General features: G+C 48.8%; 16 protein-coding genes. 7 read left to right on the top strand and 9 right to left on the bottom strand.

The window, feature by feature from the left end; all coding sequences use genetic code 11:
• The first annotated feature begins 4 nt into the window (after nt 1-4).
• Nucleotides 5-559 (top strand): glutathione peroxidase, encoded by a 555-nt coding sequence (locus tag ACFSUC_RS18285; RefSeq protein ID WP_379931086.1) that lies wholly within the window; start codon nt 5-7, stop codon nt 557-559.
• Nucleotides 560-731: 172 nt separating this feature from the next.
• Entirely contained in the window at nt 732-1,718 is a 987-nt protein-coding gene (locus tag ACFSUC_RS18280; RefSeq protein ID WP_379931085.1) for an NADPH:quinone oxidoreductase family protein, read from the top strand.
• A 128-nt stretch (nt 1,719-1,846) separates the two neighbouring features.
• Here ACFSUC_RS18280 and ACFSUC_RS18275 read toward each other — a convergent pair whose 3' ends face one another.
• The 4 genes from ACFSUC_RS18275 to ACFSUC_RS18260 all read right to left on the bottom strand — a co-directional run bounded on the left by ACFSUC_RS18275 (nt 1,847) and on the right by ACFSUC_RS18260 (nt 6,251).
• Nucleotides 1,847-2,539 (bottom strand): DNA alkylation repair protein, encoded by a 693-nt coding sequence (locus ACFSUC_RS18275; protein ID WP_379931084.1) that lies wholly within the window; start codon nt 2,537-2,539, stop codon nt 1,847-1,849.
• A 21-nt stretch (nt 2,540-2,560) separates the two neighbouring features.
• Nucleotides 2,561-4,126, bottom strand: a complete 1,566-nt coding sequence (abc-f, locus tag ACFSUC_RS18270; RefSeq protein ID WP_379931083.1) for a ribosomal protection-like ABC-F family protein — start codon at nt 4,124-4,126, stop codon at nt 2,561-2,563.
• 199 nt (nt 4,127-4,325) lie between these two features.
• Nucleotides 4,326-5,024 (bottom strand): GerMN domain-containing protein, encoded by a 699-nt coding sequence (locus ACFSUC_RS18265; protein ID WP_379931082.1) that lies wholly within the window; start codon nt 5,022-5,024, stop codon nt 4,326-4,328.
• Between the two features lie 141 nt (nt 5,025-5,165).
• Nucleotides 5,166-6,251, bottom strand: coding sequence for a VanZ family protein (locus ACFSUC_RS18260; RefSeq protein WP_379931081.1), 1,086 nt, complete (start codon nt 6,249-6,251; stop codon nt 5,166-5,168).
• 187 nt (nt 6,252-6,438) lie between these two features.
• On the opposite strand from ACFSUC_RS18260, the gene ACFSUC_RS18255 reads away from it, so the two are divergent.
• From ACFSUC_RS18255 to ACFSUC_RS18240, 4 genes are all read left to right on the top strand, one after another.
• Nucleotides 6,439-9,687 carry a DEAD/DEAH box helicase gene (locus ACFSUC_RS18255; protein ID WP_379931118.1) on the top strand — a complete coding sequence of 1,083 codons (3,249 nt, stop codon included), beginning with the start codon at nt 6,439-6,441 and terminating at the stop codon, nt 9,685-9,687.
• Nucleotides 9,688-9,740: 53 nt separating this feature from the next.
• Nucleotides 9,741-10,223 (top strand): DUF456 domain-containing protein, encoded by a 483-nt coding sequence (locus tag ACFSUC_RS18250; RefSeq protein ID WP_379931080.1) that lies wholly within the window; start codon nt 9,741-9,743, stop codon nt 10,221-10,223.
• A gap of 92 nt (nt 10,224-10,315) precedes the next feature.
• Complete coding sequence (locus ACFSUC_RS18245; protein ID WP_379931079.1) at nt 10,316-11,275, top strand: diacylglycerol/lipid kinase family protein; 960 nt, start codon at nt 10,316-10,318, stop codon at nt 11,273-11,275.
• 62 nt (nt 11,276-11,337) lie between these two features.
• On the top strand, nt 11,338-13,539 hold the full coding sequence (locus ACFSUC_RS18240; protein ID WP_379931078.1) for a DNA topoisomerase III: 2,202 nt from the start codon (nt 11,338-11,340) through the stop codon (nt 13,537-13,539).
• A gap of 102 nt (nt 13,540-13,641) precedes the next feature.
• On the opposite strand, the gene ACFSUC_RS18235 is transcribed toward ACFSUC_RS18240, so the two are convergent.
• From ACFSUC_RS18235 to ACFSUC_RS18215, 5 genes are all read right to left on the bottom strand, one after another.
• Nucleotides 13,642-14,016, bottom strand: a complete 375-nt coding sequence (locus ACFSUC_RS18235; protein ID WP_379931077.1) for a hypothetical protein — start codon at nt 14,014-14,016, stop codon at nt 13,642-13,644.
• A 12-nt stretch (nt 14,017-14,028) separates the two neighbouring features.
• Nucleotides 14,029-14,166 (bottom strand): cyclic lactone autoinducer peptide, encoded by a 138-nt coding sequence (locus ACFSUC_RS18230; protein WP_379931076.1) that lies wholly within the window; start codon nt 14,164-14,166, stop codon nt 14,029-14,031.
• Nucleotides 14,167-14,171: 5 nt separating this feature from the next.
• Nucleotides 14,172-14,693 (bottom strand): accessory gene regulator B family protein, encoded by a 522-nt coding sequence (locus ACFSUC_RS18225; protein ID WP_379931075.1) that lies wholly within the window; start codon nt 14,691-14,693, stop codon nt 14,172-14,174.
• Between the two features lie 9 nt (nt 14,694-14,702).
• Nucleotides 14,703-15,059 (bottom strand): hypothetical protein, encoded by a 357-nt coding sequence (locus ACFSUC_RS18220; protein ID WP_379931074.1) that lies wholly within the window; start codon nt 15,057-15,059, stop codon nt 14,703-14,705.
• A 597-nt stretch (nt 15,060-15,656) separates the two neighbouring features.
• Nucleotides 15,657-15,869 carry a hypothetical protein gene (locus ACFSUC_RS18215; RefSeq protein ID WP_379931073.1) on the bottom strand — a complete coding sequence of 71 codons (213 nt, stop codon included), beginning with the start codon at nt 15,867-15,869 and terminating at the stop codon, nt 15,657-15,659.
• 301 nt (nt 15,870-16,170) lie between these two features.
• Between ACFSUC_RS18215 and ACFSUC_RS18210 the strand changes: the two genes are divergently transcribed.
• Complete coding sequence (locus ACFSUC_RS18210) at nt 16,171-17,466, top strand: DUF2254 domain-containing protein (RefSeq protein WP_379931072.1); 1,296 nt, start codon at nt 16,171-16,173, stop codon at nt 17,464-17,466.
• Nucleotides 17,467-18,008 lie beyond the last annotated feature (542 nt).

The raw sequence follows: 18,008 nt of genomic DNA, 5'->3' as shown, positions 1-18,008 counted from the left end.
ACACATGTCAATCTATTCGTATACGTTTACGTCCATCAACGGGGAGCCCGTTTCACTGAACGATTACAAGGAAAAAGTGTTGATCGTGGTCAATACGGCCAGTAAGTGTGGTTTTACGCCGCAATACAGTGATTTGCAGAAACTGTATGAGCGTTACCAGGGGCAAGGTCTGGAGATCATTGGTTTTCCCTGCAATCAGTTTGATGAGCAGGAGCCAGGAAGCCAGTCCGAGGTTCAGGAGTTTTGCTCTATTCATTACGGGGTGACCTTCCCATTGTCTGAAAAAGTAAAGGTCAAAGGAACACAAGCTCATCCGCTATTTGCATACTTAACTGAAAAAGCACCGTTTGAAGGATTCGATATGACCAAAATCAGCTCCAAGATGCTGGTTTCTTTCCTGGAGGAGAAGTATCCCGAGAATCTGAAGGGGGATGATGTAAAGTGGAATTTCACGAAATTCATCATCAACCAGCAGGGAGACGTGGTGGGCCGCTATGAGCCTACGACTGAACCGCTTGATATGGAACCGGTGATTGAAGCACTGCTTAGCAAATCATAAAAAGAGGCAAGGACCTGTATGCATGTATACAGGTCCTTGCGCGCCTATTCATCAGATATAAAAGGGTATCTTTACGCAAAGATCACAGCAAAGGACATGTATAAGCGTTACAATAGACGGGTAACCTGCCATACAACCAGAGAGAAACGACCTACAGAGAGGATGCATGCAGATGAAATCATTCCAGGCTTTGATGCTCCATCAGGAAGGCGATCAGACCCGGGGAACGATCCAGCAACTGAAGCTGGATGATTTGCCCGAAGGAGAAGTTGTCATTCGTGTCGCCTATTCCAGTGTCAATTATAAGGATGGGCTTGCTTCGTTACCAGGCAGAATTGTCAAATCATATCCCTTCATCCCGGGCATTGACCTGGCCGGGGTAGTGTTGCAATCAAGTGATGAGCGGTATGCAGAGGGGGATGAGGTGATTGTCACGAGCTATGAGCTCGGCGTTTCCCATTTCGGCGGATTCAGTGAAATAGCCCGTGTACGCGCGGATTGGGTCGTGCCATTGCCTGCGCGCCTCACCATGCGTGAAGCCATGACCCTCGGAACAGCCGGCTTTACCGCTGCATTAAGCATTTTACGGTTGGAGCAAAATGGTCTGCGACCAGAACAGGGACCGGTGCTGGTCACGGGCGCAACGGGCGGAGTAGGAAGTGTCGCGGTGGATATTCTCGCTCAGAAGGGTTATCAGGTGACCGCTGCAACGGGGAAAGAATCCGAGCATGCGTATCTCAAACAGCTTGGTGCCAGTGAGATCCTGTCGCGAGAAGAGGTGGCTCCCCAGGACGGCAAGCCGCTTCGTCGTCAGCAGTGGGCAGGAGCAGTCGATCCGGTGGGGGGTGCAACCCTTTCCTATATATGCAGTTCACTCGCATACAACGGCTCTGTGGCACTGAGCGGCCTGACAGGGGGCGGAGAGTTTTCGTCCACGGTGTATCCGTTTATTCTGAGAGGTGTCAATTTGCTGGGCATCGATTCGGTGTATTGTCCGATGGAGCTTCGCAAGCAAGTGTGGGAACGGCTCGCTTCCACTGACAAGCCGAAGCATCTGGAAGACGGGGTGGGCAGAGAAATCGGTCTGGATGAAGTGCCGGAAGCGATGCAGCTCATTTTGCAGGGCAAACTGAAGGGAAGAACGGTCGTCAAGCTGTAGACGCTGCGGACAGAATGGAGACATTCCTGTCTCCTGACAACCAAATAACGCAACAATCAAACAAGACCTTCTCGTTGTATGCCTTTTCTCAGGCGAAACGGAAGGTCTTGTTTGTCTGTAAACTCCAATTAAGAGGAGAGCTTGGCCTGTACCTTGTCGCTCTTCAACACTTTCAGCGGATCTGGCGTGACGCAGGACGTATCGCCGTAATTGACCATAAGAGGTCCAACTTGCTCACATACCTCAATCGCACGGGCATTCAGCTGCGGGTTGCGAGAACCGATTCCCATGAGGGCATAGATCATGCCCTCCTTCACCCAGTTTTTCTCGTGCTGGATCTCGGCTTCAATCTTGTCGAGGTACGGAAGAAAAAATGTATCCTCCACTGGCTTTTTGCGCTTTGCCCATTCGTTCAGGAGGATATAAGTGCTTCGCTCCAGGTATTCATGCGGATGATCGGTCCATGCCTGGATGAAATCCGGTACATACGTCGTTTTGGCGATCAATTCCGTGCAATACTTGTCTGACAGATCAAAGAACAGGAAGCCTTGACCATCGTCCGCCTGTTGCTCGATTTGCTCCTTCGTCACCTTCTTGGGCTCCTCAATCATGGCCGCGAGCAGGCGTGCATCATGAATCTCAGTGTCCCATAAGGAGAGGGCAAGCTCGTGATTGCGTCCTACCTTTCGGGATAGATGCTTAAGCTTGGTCAGTCCTGCCCCGAGATAACGCTCGGTGGGCATCCCCATTCGCTCCCATATCACCCTCGCTCGGGGATCGGAAATCTCCCGGATCTGTTCCAGTACCTCCGCTGTCTGCATGCCTTCATCCTCCTTGCGGGTTTATTCGCTTGAGATTGCAGCCTGTTGGGACCATTCCTCGACGTCCCACACTTTGGTGACCCAATCTTCATAAAAATCCGGTTCATGGCATACGAGTACGATGGTGCCCTTGAACGCTTTCATGGCGCGTTTCAATTCTTCCTTGGCTGTGATATCCAGATGATTGGTCGGCTCGTCAAAGACAAGCCAGTTGCTTTCTGTCAGCATCAGCTTGCAAAGCCGTACCTTGGCCTGCTCGCCCCCGCTCAACTGATTCAATGGACGGGTAATGTGCTCATTTTTGAGACCACAGCGCGCCAGAGCCGCCCGTACCTGATGCTGATCCATATGCGGATATTGCTCCCAGACAGAATCAATAGGAGTTTGCGTGCCGGCCTTTACTTCCTGCTCAAAGTAGGAAGGGGTGAGGAAATCGCCCAGTTCCACTGTTCCGTGCAGCGGTGGCAGTTTGCCCAGCATCGTTTTAAGCAGGGTGGATTTTCCGACACCATTGCAGCCGACGATGGCGACTTTTTCACCGCGCTCAATCGCCATGTTCATTTGCGGAAGCAGGGGGCGGTCATAGCCGATCTCCAACGCTTCTCCTGTGAAAACATAACGGCTGCTCGCCCTTGATTCCTTGAATTCAAAGGTAGGCTTGGCGGCGGTTTCCGGTCGATCGATACGCTCGATCCGATCCAGCTGCTTCTGACGGCTCTTCGCCCGACCCGAGGTAGAATAACGCGCCTTGTTGCGGGCAATGAAGTCTTCCTGTTTCTTAATGAATTCCTTCTGCTTCTCGTAAGCTTGCAGATGCTGGTTTTTGTTGATTTCCGCCAGCTCCAGAAATTTTTCATAGGTCGCTTTGTAGCGGGTAAGCTTGGAAAATTCCAAATGGAAAATAACATCCGTGACCCCATTCATGAATTCGGTATCATGGGAAATGAGAATAAAGGCATACGGATAGTTTTTGAGATAGTCACTCAACCAGCGGATATGCTCAACGTCCAAATAGTTGGTAGGCTCATCGAGCAGCAGCACCTTCGGCTGTTCCAGCAGCAATTTGGCCAGCAATACCTTCGTGCGCTGTCCGCCACTGAGTGCCGCGACATCGCGATCCAGCCCGATCGCATCAAGTCCAAGTCCGTGCGCGGCCTCCTCTACCTTCACATCCAGGTTATAGAAGCCCGAATTCTCCAGTTCTTCTTGCACTTCCCCCATCTGTTCCAGCAGGGTTTCCAGCTCATCGGCATCCGCATCTGCCATTTTGGCCGTAATACGGTTTAACTCTTCCTCTTTTCGCAGCAGGGGGGAGAAGGCTTCTTTTAATACGTCACGCATCGTCTTGCCCGGAGACAGGACGGTATGCTGATCCAGATAGCCATAGTGAACCCCGGGTGTCCATTCTACCCGTCCAACATCGTAAATGAGCTGGCCGGTCAACATATTCATTAAGGTGGATTTGCCTACTCCGTTCGCGCCAACCAGTCCCACATGCTCGCCTTCGAGCAGACGGAAGGAAACGTCCTTGAACAGAATACGGTCCCCGAATGTATGACTCAACTTTTCTACGGTTAATAAACTCATAAATCTGTAAACCTCCGATAATCATTCATCGTATATTTGCATGTTCCCATTCTACCGAATTTGGTGCGATTGTGCTATGGATTTGTTTTCATACTCATTTCTTGCCTGGCAGCTAGTGCGCGTTGTTGGGTAAGAAAAAACCTGCTCTCTCCGGACGAAACGGAAAAAGCAGGTGGGCTTGCGAATCTTCGATTTGTCTTCAGGTAGCAGGAGCGGCATCCGGATCGGTTGGCTCCACACTCATGGAAGGGTCATCCTCTACCGGAAGCCATTCGAAATCCTCCGGATTTGGAGCAGGATGGGGCTGATTGGTACTGACATGACCCATCAGGGATTCCCGCATGTTGCCTTCAATCAGAATTTGGGTGGAGCTGGCACCGAACTGATTCATGAGCAGAGCAATCTGATCAATCAGGAACAATTCGCCGCCAGAGCCTACATTGGTCTCTAGCAAGTTCTCGGAAAAGTTGACATAGGCGACATCTTCTTTTATCGAGACATCCAGCACCTCAACGGTTGATGGCAGCAAGGAAACAAGCTCTTCCTGCTCCGGTCCGGCTATCCAGGCTTCCAAGGCCTTAAGCGGAAGCTCTTCCTTGGACTCAGCCGTAATCTCACCGTCCACCCGGTACATATTCATCAGATTGGTATCGGTGTAAAAAAACGTGATTTGTTTTTGGATTTCATTGGTTTCTTCAATCTGCTCCTCCGTTGGAGCCTGCTCTTCCGGTGGGACGGATGGTTCATTTTGACCCTTACTGCCTTCATTGGAAGAAGAGTTGTTGGATGGCAAATTGTTCACTGCTGTATGATTGAGATTATTGTTATTCTGACCACAACCGGTTACGATCACAGCGGTTATGGCGACGACGACGGCCAACTGCTTGGATCGGTTCATAACATGTCCTCCTTGTGAATCATGTACAATCTGACGTTTTTGCCAGACTGCCTGTATCCATATAGACGAATGAGAAACAGATTCGTTACATCTTTCGATTAATTACCCATTTTCAAGGGGGCTATACCAGGAAATTATGCCTTATGACCGAATCCGATACGAGGTGCCGCTCAGTTTCTCATACAGCATCCGCTTTTTCGGGCGGTAAATGCGACTGAGCAGATCAATAACGACGACCACATTCATCAAAAACAGTATCGAGAGGTACAGGATGGTAAAGGGCACAGGCCAGTCGGCAAGATCATAGATCAGCAAAGGAACATGCGATCCGCCCCACACACCGAAAATGAGGCCATAGCGGATACATAGTCCTTTCCAGGAAAGGTGAGCCTCCGGTCCATGCAACTGAATGCGCAGCCATCGCTTTCCTACCGTCGATCCGTTTGTTCCATAATTCAACACAATAAAGTACAAGGCGAACAGGAGTAAAATGAGCGGTGCCTGCTGCATGTACAGAAGTGCCGCAGATGGCATAGACAGCACCACGGCATCGATCAGGAAGGCCAGGAAGCGGCGGACAAAGCCGACCGGGTAGGTGTCCAGATCCACATCTTCATCCAGCGTGCGAGTGTCCGGCAAAAAACGGGTCAGCACAGGTGCCAGCCAGTACCCGAGAACGCCGCCCAAGGTATTCATAAGCAGATCATCCACATCAAACAGGCGGTAAGGACAATGGTAAATGCCATAGAGGCCGCTCAGCTGGGACAATTCAAAAAACAGCGACAGCACAAAGGAGAATGCCGCCGTACGCAGCCATTTCCGCCGGAAATAATAGCGCAGCAGCATGCCAAATGGCACCAGCAGGCAAATATTGAAGAACACCTGCAAAAAGGTTGGCTCTGTCACCAGTCGGAGATAGGTGGCCGGATCAGTCGGACTGCCCTCGAAGTGAGGAGAAATCACGGAAATAAAGTGAAACATGTCCGTTTGCAGCAGCAGTCGATCTGTTGACAGTGTGCTGCACGTATCGCGAGTGTCTGGCAAAGGCAAAATGACAAGGAAGTAGGCCGTTAGCACATACAAAACAAGGGCATACAATACAAAGGCACGGATTCGATTGATGTAACCGTATGTATAATATTGATAGAACAGAAAAGGAAGCGAGAACAAAAAAGCCGCAAACGGAAAGACCATTAGCGCATATTGAATCGGAATAAGATAAACCATGGATGTTCACCTGCAAGGATCATAGAGTCGACAAGCTTGGGAAATGCTGGATAACACTGCCTTATATTTTACCACATTTCTGTCCGATCGTATTGAGTTCCCGAAGCCACGACTCCGAAAAATGGGAATTCAAGCAGGTGCATGATAAGATAGAAGGAATGGCACACATTGGAGCATTGAGGTGAGAATGGTGCACGAACAATTGAATCTGACCCACATCAAGCAGCGCTGCGGCAATCTCGTATACCGCAGGGGCAAACAGGTTTATGAATATGGCTATATTAATTCATTTGGATATGATCCGGAGCAAAGGTTGTGTACGGCAGAAGTAGAGGGGGCAGAGTCCTATCAGGTCAAGGTGGATCTGAGTCATGCACAGGAACTGCGAACTTCCTGTACGTGCCCGGCCTATTATCAATATGACACGGATTGCAAGCATATTGCAGCGGTTTTGCTGAAGCTGCGGGATATGTGGAATGGCACGTCCGAACCGCTGTCAGAGCACAAAATGCGTATGCTGCAAGAGGCAAACAAGACGCACAACATCATCTCATTGCTGGAACAGTTTCATGCGGCTCGCTCTCAGGAAGTGGATGCGCCGGAACTTGACGAAAGGGAAACGGTTCAGGTGGAATATCGGTTTCGCATCGATTACTCCTTCGAAGGCAAGCATGTGCTCGTCCTGGAGATGCGAGCTGGCGTGCGGAGGCTGTATGTGGTTCAGAGAATTCAGGAGTTTCTGGAGCATGTCTGGCAGGAGCAGCCGTATTCCTTTACGAAAAAATATGCCTATGATCCCATTGAGCAGACATTCAGTCAGGTCGATGCGGACTTGATGAATTTGCTCCGTGAAATCGGCAAGAACCAGACGGCCTTTCAAGACCGGGATTCGGCATATGCCCGCTCGCAAGGACGAAATGAGACGAGGGAGCTTGTCATTCCTCCCTTCATCTGGCGCCGGATGCTGCCAATGCTGGAGCGGTCTCAGACGGTCGTGGAGCATGAAGGGGTGGACATGGGCCCGCTGCGCGTAACGGAAGAGCGTATTCCGTTTGCCTTCAGGCTGGAATCGACGCCCTTTGATTCGTATGAGCTGGATATGCAGGAGCTGTCAGCGTGTACATTTATGGAAAGCTACGGCTGTGTTTATTATAAAGGGATCTTTTATTTGATGGAGGACCATCCTCTGCAGGTTCTGCAAAATATGAAGAGCCAATTTGGTTACAAGGGCAGACATACGCTGGTGATTTCGCCGAGTCAGATGGAGGAATTCATGTTCAGAGGCTATCCGGGGCTCAAGCGTGTAGCGAATATCGAGATCGACCAGAAAATTTCAGAACGGTTCATTCAACCGCCGCTGCTGGCAAAGTTCTATCTGGACTGGCAGGAACCGTATCTGACGGCCAGACTGGAATATCATTATGATCAAATTGTGATCAATCCGTTCGATGAGTCGGCCACTGATCATCAGCCGCTTCATACGATCCTGCTGCGTGACTGGGAACGTGAGCAGAGGAATATGTCATTTGTCGAAAAGGCAGCGTTCAAATTTAATGGCAAGTCGTTGTTTCTGGAAGAGGAAGCGGATATCTACCTGTTCCTGTTTCATATTGTGCCCGAGCTGGAGCAGGAGGTTGAGTTGTTTGGAACACCTGAGATCGAGAGCTGGGTGAGACAGGACGACAGGGAAGAACCGCAGATGCGAGTCGAAATGGACACAGCCAACAGACTGCTGGAAGTCAGCTTTGAGATGGATGGCATTGACGAGGCCGACATCCGGCGCATGCTTGATTCGGTCGTGGAGAAGCGCAAGTATTACCGGATGCCTGGCGGACGGTTCGTCTCCCTGGAGGCGGAAGCTTTTCAGGGCATGCAGCAGCTCATGGAGGAATTGGGACTTGGGAGCAGCGTGCAACGAAACGATGGGCGCATCCAGCTTCCGATGATGCGCGGATTTCAGATTGATGAGCAATTGAGCGCCAAACATCGGGCTATTCGTTTCGGTCCCGTGTTCCAGCAGCTGCAAGAGCACCTCAAGCATCCGGAAAGATTGCAATTCACGCTGCCCCCTGCCTTTGAGCCGGTGCTGAGGGATTATCAGAAAAAAGGGTTCCATTGGCTGAAGACATTGGCCTATTACCAGTTCGGGGGTATCCTGGCCGATGATATGGGACTGGGCAAGACCTTGCAAAGCATTGCCTATCTGGTGTCTGAACAGACGCAGGATGCGCCGGCTCTGATCATTTCCCCGTCTTCGCTGATTTACAACTGGGAGAGCGAGTGCCACAAGTTTGCCCCTGAATTGCGGGTGCTGGTCGTAGCAGGGGACAAAGAAACACGGGAAGAACTGAGACAGGCGCTGCAGGAAGTCGATGTGATCGTCACCTCCTATCCGCTGATTCGTCGGGATATAGAGATGTATCAGGATGTGACCTTCTCCAGTCTGTTTCTGGATGAGGCTCAGGCATTGAAAAATGCGACGACCCAGACGGCAAAAGCCGTCAAGCAGCTTGCAGCCCGGCACCGGTTCGCCCTGACAGGCACCCCGATTGAGAACAAGCTGGAGGAACTGTGGTCGATCTTCGACATCGTGTTCCCCGATCTCTATCCGGACAAGAAAAGCTTTTTACAGCTTTCTCCTGAGATGATCGCCCGCCGGACACGGCCATTTATTCTGCGCCGTCTGAAGAAGGATGTCCTGACGGAGCTCCCGGATAAAATTGAAACCGTGCAGTATACCGAGCTTCATGCTGAGCAAAAAGCGCTGTACATGGGCTATTTGCAGCAGATTCAGCAGGAAACCCTTACCCAGCTTCAGGAGGAAGGCTTTCAGAAAAGCCGCATGAAGATTCTGGCCGGACTGACTCGTTTGCGACAGTTGTGCTGCCATCCCGCACTGTTCCTCGAACAATATACCGGAACATCAGGGAAGCTGGAGCAGCTTATGGAGATGGTATCGGAATATACATCAGAGGGGAGAAGATTGCTGGTCTTCTCGCAATTCACCAGTATGCTGGCATTGATCCGTCAGCAGCTGGAGCAGCAGGGGATCGATTACTTTTACCTTGACGGCAGTACTCCCTCAGAGGAAAGGCTGCATATGAGCCACCGATTCAACCAGGGGGAAAGGGACATGTTTCTCATTTCCTTGAAAGCAGGCGGAACCGGTCTTAATCTTACGGGGGCGGACACGGTGATTCTGTATGATTTATGGTGGAACCCCGCAGTTGAGCAACAGGCGGCAGACCGGGCACACCGGATGGGGCAGAAGAAGGTCGTCCAAGTCATTCGCATGGTAGCCAAAGGCACCATCGAAGAGAAAATGGTCCAACTGCAAGAGCAGAAAAAGCATCTGATCGAGCAGGTGATTCAGGCTGGCGAAACCGCGCTGACCAGCTTCAGTGAGCAGGAAATCAGAGAAATCCTTTCCCTTTGATTGGTCCTGTGTCCTGAATGTGCAGCAAAACACAGAATGAAGGAGAGAAATGTATGGAGTGGTTGGCATGGATACTCACGCTGAGCTTGTTTGGCATCGGCATGGTGGGAATTGTGTATCCGGTATTGCCCGGTGTGGTTGCCATTTACGCCGCCTTTTTTGTCTACGGCTGGCTGGTAAGCTTTGAACCGTTTGGTCTCTGGTTTTGGCTCGTCCAGACCTTCCTGTTGCTGGTGATCTTCATTGCAGATTATGGACTCAGTGCAGCGAGCGTTAAGCGCTACGGAGGCAGCAGAGCATCCGTAGTCGGGACCACCATCGGCCTGATCCTGGGCCCGTTTGTTCTGCCGGTCGCAGGTCTTCTCATCGGTCCATTGCTCGGAGCGATGCTGGGTGAGCTGACGCAGAAGAAGGATCTGGCTCATGCCTGGAAGGTCGGGCTTGGCTCACTTGTCGGACTCCTGACCAGCACGCTTATGAAAGGAGTCCTGCAGACCCTGATGATCGTCCTGTTTTTCCTCTGGATATGGTTCTAGGCAAGGGAATAAGATCAAATATCGAATGGTTGGACAAATATGGGTATGGCCATGCGAATGCCTCTAAATAAAAGGATGCAGGAGAGGTGCAAATGGACATGGATGAGACATGGAAAAACGGACTCTTAATTTATAATGGTCATGCGGGACAAGGAGAACTGCGGGAGAGGCTCGGCCAAATTTCCGGCATTCTTGCAGAAACCTGTGACCGTCTGTCCCTGATCGCGACGAAGGAGCCAGGTGATACGGAGCGTATTTGCCGAGAGGAAGGCGAAATGGCAGATGTGGTGTTTGTGCTCGGCGGAGATGGCACGGTACATGAGGCCGTTAATGGCTGCGCCGACTTGGATTCTCCCCCTGTCCTGGGCATTCTTCCAGGCGGTACCTGTAACGACTTCTCTCGTGCACTGGGCATTCCCCAGCCATTGGACAAGGCGGCAGCGGCAATGGCCAGCAGGAAGGTGGACCTGATTGATATCGGAAGAATGAATGATCGATGGTTCTCCAATTTCATGGGCATTGGCCTGATCGCGGAAGTGTCGGAAAATCAGGACGCCAAGCTGAAGCAATCGATGGGCCGACTCAGCTATTATGTCAGCACATTCAAAACGTTGTCGCAGGCACGGCCTTTTCACTATCAATTAGAAACGGATCAGGGCAGGCAGGAGGGAGAAGCGGTTATGATTCTGGCTGCCAATGGTTTCTCGCTCGGAGCGGTGCAGATTCCATCTCCGTCTATCTCGCTTGAGGATGGATTGCTTGACCTGTTTATCGTCAGGGAAGCCGGGCTGTCCTCCATCCGTCACTGGTTCACACAGGGAGCAAGCTTGCTCGATGAGAGTCAGGAGGACATTGTGTATCTCCAGACGAGCGAATTCACCTTGCAAACTGAGCACGGCATGGCTATTGACATGGATGGCGAAATGTATCGATTCACCCCTGCGGACGTATCCGTGAAGAAGAAGAAGCTTCCTTTCTTGACCGGAACCCGACCTGTGCGGAGGGAACAGCCCGCGCAGGACGAAGAGGATCATAAGAGCGCTCAGCAATAATCAGGACATCCAACGAAGGAAGTCATTCAAATGAAGGAAGAAGGAACGGAGTAGATGGAAATATGAGCAAATCAGTCGTACTAGCCGAAAAGCCTTCCGTGGCCCGGGACATTGCCCGGGTATTGAAGTGCTCACAAAAGCACAACGGATTCTTTGAAGGCTCGCAATATGTGGTGACATGGGCGCTGGGGCACCTGGTTACACTCGCGGACCCGGAAGTCTATGATGACAAGTATAAATCCTGGCAGCTGGATCACTTGCCGATGCTGCCTAACCCCTTGCAGTTGGTCGTAATTAAACAGAGCGGTAAACAATATCAGACTGTGAAAACCCAGCTTCAGCGTAAGGATATCCAGCGGGTGATTATTGCCACTGATGCAGGACGTGAAGGCGAACTGGTGGCGCGCTGGATTCTGGAGAAAGCCAAAGTGAACAAGCCGGTTGACAGGCTGTGGATTTCATCGGTGACAGACAAGGCGATTCGTGAAGGATTTCAGAAACTGAAGCCAGGTAAATCGTATGAGAACTTGTACGCATCTGCCGCCGCCCGTGCGGAAGCAGACTGGATCGTAGGCATGAACGGCACGAGAGCACTGACGACGAAATACAATGCCCAGCTGTCCTGCGGACGGGTCCAGACGCCGACTTTGGCGATGATCGCCAAGCGGGAGGAGCAGATTCGCACGTTCCAGCCGGTGCCGTTTTACCGAATTCTGGCTCATTCCAGGACGGGCATGGAGCTGCACTGGCAGCATAGCAAGTCCGGGGATACCCGTATCTTCGATCAAACGGAAGCGAAGCGATTGCTCAGTCATGTATCTGGCAAGCCGGGGCAGGTAGCGAGGGTACAGAAGACGGCGAAAAAAAGCTATGCGCCTGGCCTGTATGACCTGACCGAATTGCAGCGGGAAGCCAATCAGCGTTACGGGTATTCGGCCAAGGAAACCCTGTCTATCATGCAGCGGCTGTATGAACAGCACAAAGTGCTGACGTATCCGAGAACCGATTCACGCTTTCTCTCCTCGGATATCGTCCCTACACTGAAGGATCGGGTAAAGGCATCGGCAGTCGGAAGCTTTGCCTCGGCTGCTTCTGAACTGCTTCGTTCCGGATGGAAAACGGGCAAGTCGTTTGTAAATGATGAGAAAGTCTCTGACCATCATGCGATTATTCCGACAGAAGAACCGGTTCGTCTCCAACAGCTAAATGAGAAGGAACGCAAAATTTACGAGCTCGTGGTCAGCCGGTTTCTGGCTGTACTGAGTCCGCCGTTTGAATACGAGCAGACGACCGTAGAGGTGAAAATCGGCAGTGAAACGTTTGTTGGAAAGGGCAAGCGAGTCCTTTCCGAAGGATGGAAACGTGTCTATGGATCAGGCCATGATGATCTGGAGTCCGATCAGGATGATGATATTCGGGATCAGCGCTTGCCGAAGGTGGAGCAGGGAGACCAGCTGGTGATGGACCAGGTACGTTTGAAGGAAGGAAAGACCAAGCCCCCTGAGCCGTTTACAGAAGGAACGCTTCTCTCCGCTATGGAGAAGCCAGCACAATATTTGGAAGTCTCGGATCAGCGTGCTGCCCGAACACTCGGAGAGACTGGCGGGCTGGGAACGGTTGCGACACGGGCCGATATCATTGAGAAGCTGGTCGGTACCTTCCTCATTGAAAAACGAGGCAAGCACCTTCATATCACGTCCAAGGGCAAGCAACTGCTCGACCTCGTTCCGGATGAATTGAGATCGCCGCTGCTGACGGCAGAATGGGAGCAGAAGCTGTCAGACATCGCCAGTGGGAAATTGAAAAAGCAACAGTTTGTCAGCGAGATGAGAAACTATGCCGTTCAGGTCGTACAGGAAGTGAAGACGGCACAGAAACAGTTCAAGCATGACAATGTCATTTCCAGCAAGTGTCCGGACTGTGGCAAGCCGATGCTCGAAGTGAACGGCAAACGGGGCAAAATGCATGTATGTCAGGATCGGGAATGTGGCTTCCGCAAGCAGATTGCCCGCACCTCAAATGCACGCTGTCCGCAGTGCCGCAAGAAGCTTGAGCTGAGAGGGGAAGGGGAAGGACAGATTTTCGTGTGCCGCTGCGGCTATCGGGAGAAGCTGTCCTCCTTCCAGGAACGAAGAGGCAAAGAGAAAGAGGGCAAGGCATCCAAGCGGGATGTGCAGGCATTCTTGCGTGAGCAGAACAAGCAGGAAGAGCCTGTGAACAATGCGCTGGCCGAAGCTTTGAAGAAGCTGAAGCTGGATAAGTAAACGGCTTCAACAAATAGAAAAGATTCACCCAGCAGATACGAAATGAAATAGAACCTGACCCGTTGCCATAGCAGGACGTACACGGTCAGGTTCTTCAAGTTCCTATGTTTTTTTAGAGATATCTTTTTCTATACCGAGAAAGTCTTTTACTTTCTTCAGATGTGCGGGAGCAACTGTCGCATAGATCGAATCTTTTGTAATTTCAGCATCGAAGAAAATCTTCCCCAACTCAGAATCGTAATACGTGACCTTCTTCATTTGTGCACCAATCGCACGATCCAGCCTCTCCCATCCCTCCTGAGGTGTTAGTAGCTGAGATAAGTTTTGGAATGTCATGATATGATAAAAGATACCTTCATGGGTGTAATAAGCCAGTTTTCTGTTATCGACAATCGTAAAGAAATATACATCTTGTAGTTTAAGCCAATGTATATCCTTTTCATTTTCTTTAACAACCGGTATCACTTTATCATTCATAAGCAACCAACCCTATTTCTCTAATAGTTCTGCTGGCGGAGTGCGTCTGTGATTCCACCAAGGACAGGCACCAGCGACGCTAAAATTAGCTATAAAGTATAAAAATGTTGAAAGTAACGAGAATAATACTTTAACGAGAGATTTTCTCATATCACTCACCTCCTTAATTTAACAATTAATATAGCTTGTGTAAAGAGTGTAAATGCTATTATTTTAGATAAAATGAAGAAGTTGGAACAAGCAATGATAACTGAAATCGTTTTAAATAAAGGATAGTACTTAATAGGAAGTCTTGAATATTGAACGTTTGCAGGTGCAAATATGAGAAGTGAGATGACGCTGAGGATTGTCAAAATAACTGGAAGACTACTCAAATCAGGTATTGTTGTCGCGATATATGGAAGCGCTATTATTATTGTTGTTGATAAAATAAAACAGTTTAGGGCGGACTTTAAGTGAAGGCCACCGGAAAAAAACCGAATACAAAAAAAAGTGAAAATCGTAAGTAATGTTTCTGGGACAGTTCCTAAATACCAGGCTATTATCAGAGATACAATTGGAACAGAAAAAGCGTCTATACTTACTAGTAGTCCATGCTTTAGAACCTCAATACTAGCTGAATCGGGGTGACTGTTTTTTATTCTTATTGCTACTTTTTCTGCTACTAAATCAAGCATACACGTTCACTACCCTTCATTTTGTTCTTTTTTATACGAAAAAATCATTAAAATTGTTACATTTACGGCTAATAAAATAACTGTTAGAACAAAGCCTAGTATATCCATCTGATAAATTGTATTAGAATAAGAAAGAATACAACCTATGAGCAGTAAGAAAATAATCAAAATAGTACTTGCTGATTTTAATGTTCCTGTGAGCCCATATCTAGTTGATGGAGTATCAAAGTAAAATGAAAAACCACGGTTCTTTCTTCTGATGAGGTAGCTTATCAGGATCATAATACTGCATGAGAGAATTGAAATGAGGTTCATGGGGGTAGAAAGCGGTTCTAATGCTTGATTGGAAACTACGTTTGCGATCATAACAAGGATTCCTTGTAACAAGCCATAGGTGAGATATCCAGTGCTTGTTGCTAAGGAAATAAATTTGATATTAAACCGATAAAACAGGTGTAGCAGTATGATGAGAACAATTAACTGAACAATGGGCGAAAATGCAGTCCATTCCATCTCTCGCATAGTAAATGAAAGATAACTGAGTGACACACATATAAAAATGACCTCATGAGAATACCATTTAAAACGAAGTCGAAAAAGAGAAGAAATGAAAATAAGTATGGTAATGTATTCAAATGAGGAAACGAGAGTATAGAAAATATAGTTGATCAGTGTCATAATATTCATCCCTTTGCACTAGTAACTTCTACCACTAATATAGCGAAATTTGGCATTTAAGTCACTACTAAAAGTTGAAAATATTACTCCTGGAATAAATACATAGAAAGAAAACTAAAAATAGTATGTTCAGTCGAACATAGCGGGTCAGAGAGAAGCACAATAATGTAAGCGCTTACTATATTGTATTTTTCTTTTACATGAATATGACTATTGTTGTGAAATGAAAAAGACATCCGGTCCGTGTCAGAAGGCTAGGATGTCTTTCTTTTGTGTTGCTATTTCCTATTTAACGGTTCCGGTACCGAGCAGAATTCCCAAGATCAAACTGATCAGAATGCCGGCTGCAGCCCAGATAACCGTATGTTTGTAGCGCTTGCGAAATGCCTCGACAATCGCCCAGCTGAAGCAGGAAAAAATGAGCATCAGCATGGTAAAGAGGGTAATAAGCAGAGGTCTGGATACCTCGGTAATATCAACGAGCCCCAATGTTTTCATTCCTTTCCGTCCATCATCACGTATCGATGCTATCTTACCTTCATCATACCACTCGTCCAAATGGAAAAAAAGACGGCTCCAGCCTGCTTTATTGACAAATTCAGCAAATGTTTGCTCCCCTGCTCAGGATGCAGTGCCGATTCAACGACAGGAGGCACGGGTAATACAACAGTGAGGTTATGCCCATACTGATCGGTACGTGGCTATTCCATCGGCATGACCTGTGCTTGACTTTGATGATGATGATAGCTGAATAGAAATAGACAGACCTAATCCTGCAGGACAGGAAGGAGAATGAACCATGTTCGGATGGTGGACACGTCTGAGCAAGAAATTCTGGACGTTGCCGGTTATGTACAGCCTGGCAGCCGTTCTGCTCGTAACCCTTACCGCTATGCTAGACCATACATACGATGGAAAGCTGGAATCCCATTTACCCGCCATTCTGTTAACGAAAGTAGGGTTGGCAGAGACGATTCTAAGCACGCTTGCTTCGGCATTGCTCACGGTCACCACGATTACTTTTTCCATGATCATGGTGGTGCTGACAACGTATACGTCCCAATTCTCACCCCGAACGCTTACCAATTTCATGACTCACAAGATGACTCTGCGGATTCTGGGGGTATTTATTGGCGGATTTCTGTACAGTCTGCTTTCCCTGTTGTTCATGAAAGAAGATCTGGGTGATCGCTATCTAATCTCTGCTACGACGGGTATCCTCATCGCGGTTATCTGCGTGGTGTTTTTTGTACAGTTTCTTCGCCACGTCTCCTCGTTTATTCAAGTCGAAAACCTGATTGATCGGCTGATGGACGAGGCGCTTGCGGTCGTGGACAATCAGATAAAGAAAGCTTCTGCGCCTCAGCTTGTTATCGGTGCGGATGCGCTTGCTGTCACCTCTGTTTACCGGACGATGACACCTGTATATCCCGAGAAACCGGGCTATGTGCAGGAAGTAGACACAGCGCAAATGATTCAGCTTGCCGTCCAGCATGGCTGGTTTATCGAAATGACCAGCAGACAGGGGGATTTTGTGGCACCTGAACAGCCCTTGCTGCACCTCTTCTCTGATGGCGATATCGGAGAGCAAGCTTATCGGGATGCGGTTAGATCCTGTGTGAAAATCGGGAAAAACAAGCGCATCGTTCAGGACCGGGTCTTTGCCTTGCAGAAGCTGGCGGAGGTTGCACTCCGAGCCATCTCGCCTGGCATTAACGATCCCAATACTGCCCGAGACTGCATTCGAAGTATGTCCGTGGTCCTCGGACGTGCGGGTGAAATCGAGTCAGGGGACTGGCTGTTTGCAGATGAAGACGGCAGGCCCAGATTGCGTTGTGTAGAATACTCCTTTGACGAGCTGTTGTATTTGAGCTTTTATCAACTGCGTCATTACGGCCGAGGGGATGTCTCGGTGTATGCAGCTATGCTCGACGCCTTGCTGTTAGTGGCACGCCAGGCCGGCAACCTGCAGCGTGAAGCCATTCTCGCCAGTGTAAGGGATATGGAGGAAGAAATCGAACGGGATTCGTATCAACAACGTGATCTGGTTTATTTACAGGAGAAAATGCAACGTATTCATCAGCTGTTTGGATAAGGATGAGGAATAACATCATGATGACGGATCAACTGCGTACATTTTGTAGTTTTTATATGCGAAGTAGGTGAATCGTGTGTTTTTGAAAGTAACCAAACACCGAGACACTGGTTATGGAAAGCATGTTCAAATCGGACATTGTATAGAATATCTTCCCTACTTCGCATAAATTCGTGTCTGATCGGATTATTTTAATGCCAGCAATTATATCGATACTATCATTTCTGGTGAAAATACATACAATATCATCGCTAATCTCTTCTTGAAACAAGATGCTTTCGATATCTTTCTCCTTTAGCTTCTTTAAGAGACTGTTCTGATTTACATGTTGGAAGTGAAGATCAGCCTGTTCTTCACTGTCCGGATTGAACGGCAGGTGATGAATTAAAAGGATATCATAGCTATTTAAAGAATAATTTTTAGGTAAGATATTTATGAGCAAGGTTTTCTAAATATTGTTTTCCTGTGAATGAGAGACTATTCAATTATGAATCAATGTGCAGATGCTTCATATCCTTACGACGGATTCATTAGAAAAAAGG

This window comes from Marinicrinis sediminis (genome assembly GCF_042685085.1).
GTDB classification, from domain to species: domain Bacteria; phylum Bacillota; class Bacilli; order Paenibacillales; family KCTC-33676; genus Marinicrinis; species Marinicrinis sediminis.
The sequence above is the reverse complement of the archived record's forward strand: the minus strand, read 5'-3'. Positions and strand labels throughout refer to the sequence as shown.

Excerpts from the sequence above, each read along its gene's own strand:
- ACFSUC_RS18280 (WP_379931085.1), top strand. The coding sequence starts at position 732 with ATGAAATCATTCCAGGCTTTGATGCTCCATCAGGAAGGCGATCAGACC.
- ACFSUC_RS18260 (WP_379931081.1), bottom strand. The coding sequence starts at position 6,251 with ATGGTTTATCTTATTCCGATTCAATATGCGCTAATGGTCTTTCCGTTT.
- ACFSUC_RS18265 (WP_379931082.1), bottom strand. The coding sequence starts at position 5,024 with ATGAACCGATCCAAGCAGTTGGCCGTCGTCGTCGCCATAACCGCTGTG.
- ACFSUC_RS18215 (WP_379931073.1), bottom strand. The coding sequence starts at position 15,869 with ATGAAAACATTGGGGCTCGTTGATATTACCGAGGTATCCAGACCTCTG.
- ACFSUC_RS18235 (WP_379931077.1), bottom strand. The coding sequence starts at position 14,016 with ATGAATGATAAAGTGATACCGGTTGTTAAAGAAAATGAAAAGGATATA.
- ACFSUC_RS18225 (WP_379931075.1), bottom strand. The coding sequence starts at position 14,693 with ATGCTTGATTTAGTAGCAGAAAAAGTAGCAATAAGAATAAAAAACAGT.
- abc-f (WP_379931083.1), bottom strand. The coding sequence starts at position 4,126 with ATGAGTTTATTAACCGTAGAAAAGTTGAGTCATACATTCGGGGACCGT.
- ACFSUC_RS18210 (WP_379931072.1), top strand. The coding sequence starts at position 16,171 with ATGTTCGGATGGTGGACACGTCTGAGCAAGAAATTCTGGACGTTGCCG.
- ACFSUC_RS18275 (WP_379931084.1), bottom strand. The coding sequence starts at position 2,539 with ATGCAGACAGCGGAGGTACTGGAACAGATCCGGGAGATTTCCGATCCC.
- ACFSUC_RS18240 (WP_379931078.1), top strand. The coding sequence starts at position 11,338 with ATGAGCAAATCAGTCGTACTAGCCGAAAAGCCTTCCGTGGCCCGGGAC.
- ACFSUC_RS18250 (WP_379931080.1), top strand. The coding sequence starts at position 9,741 with ATGGAGTGGTTGGCATGGATACTCACGCTGAGCTTGTTTGGCATCGGC.
- ACFSUC_RS18245 (WP_379931079.1), top strand. The coding sequence starts at position 10,316 with ATGGACATGGATGAGACATGGAAAAACGGACTCTTAATTTATAATGGT.
- ACFSUC_RS18220 (WP_379931074.1), bottom strand. The coding sequence starts at position 15,059 with ATGATCGCAAACGTAGTTTCCAATCAAGCATTAGAACCGCTTTCTACC.
- ACFSUC_RS18230 (WP_379931076.1), bottom strand. The coding sequence starts at position 14,166 with ATGAGAAAATCTCTCGTTAAAGTATTATTCTCGTTACTTTCAACATTT.
- ACFSUC_RS18285 (WP_379931086.1), top strand. The coding sequence starts at position 5 with ATGTCAATCTATTCGTATACGTTTACGTCCATCAACGGGGAGCCCGTT.
- ACFSUC_RS18255 (WP_379931118.1), top strand. The coding sequence starts at position 6,439 with ATGGTGCACGAACAATTGAATCTGACCCACATCAAGCAGCGCTGCGGC.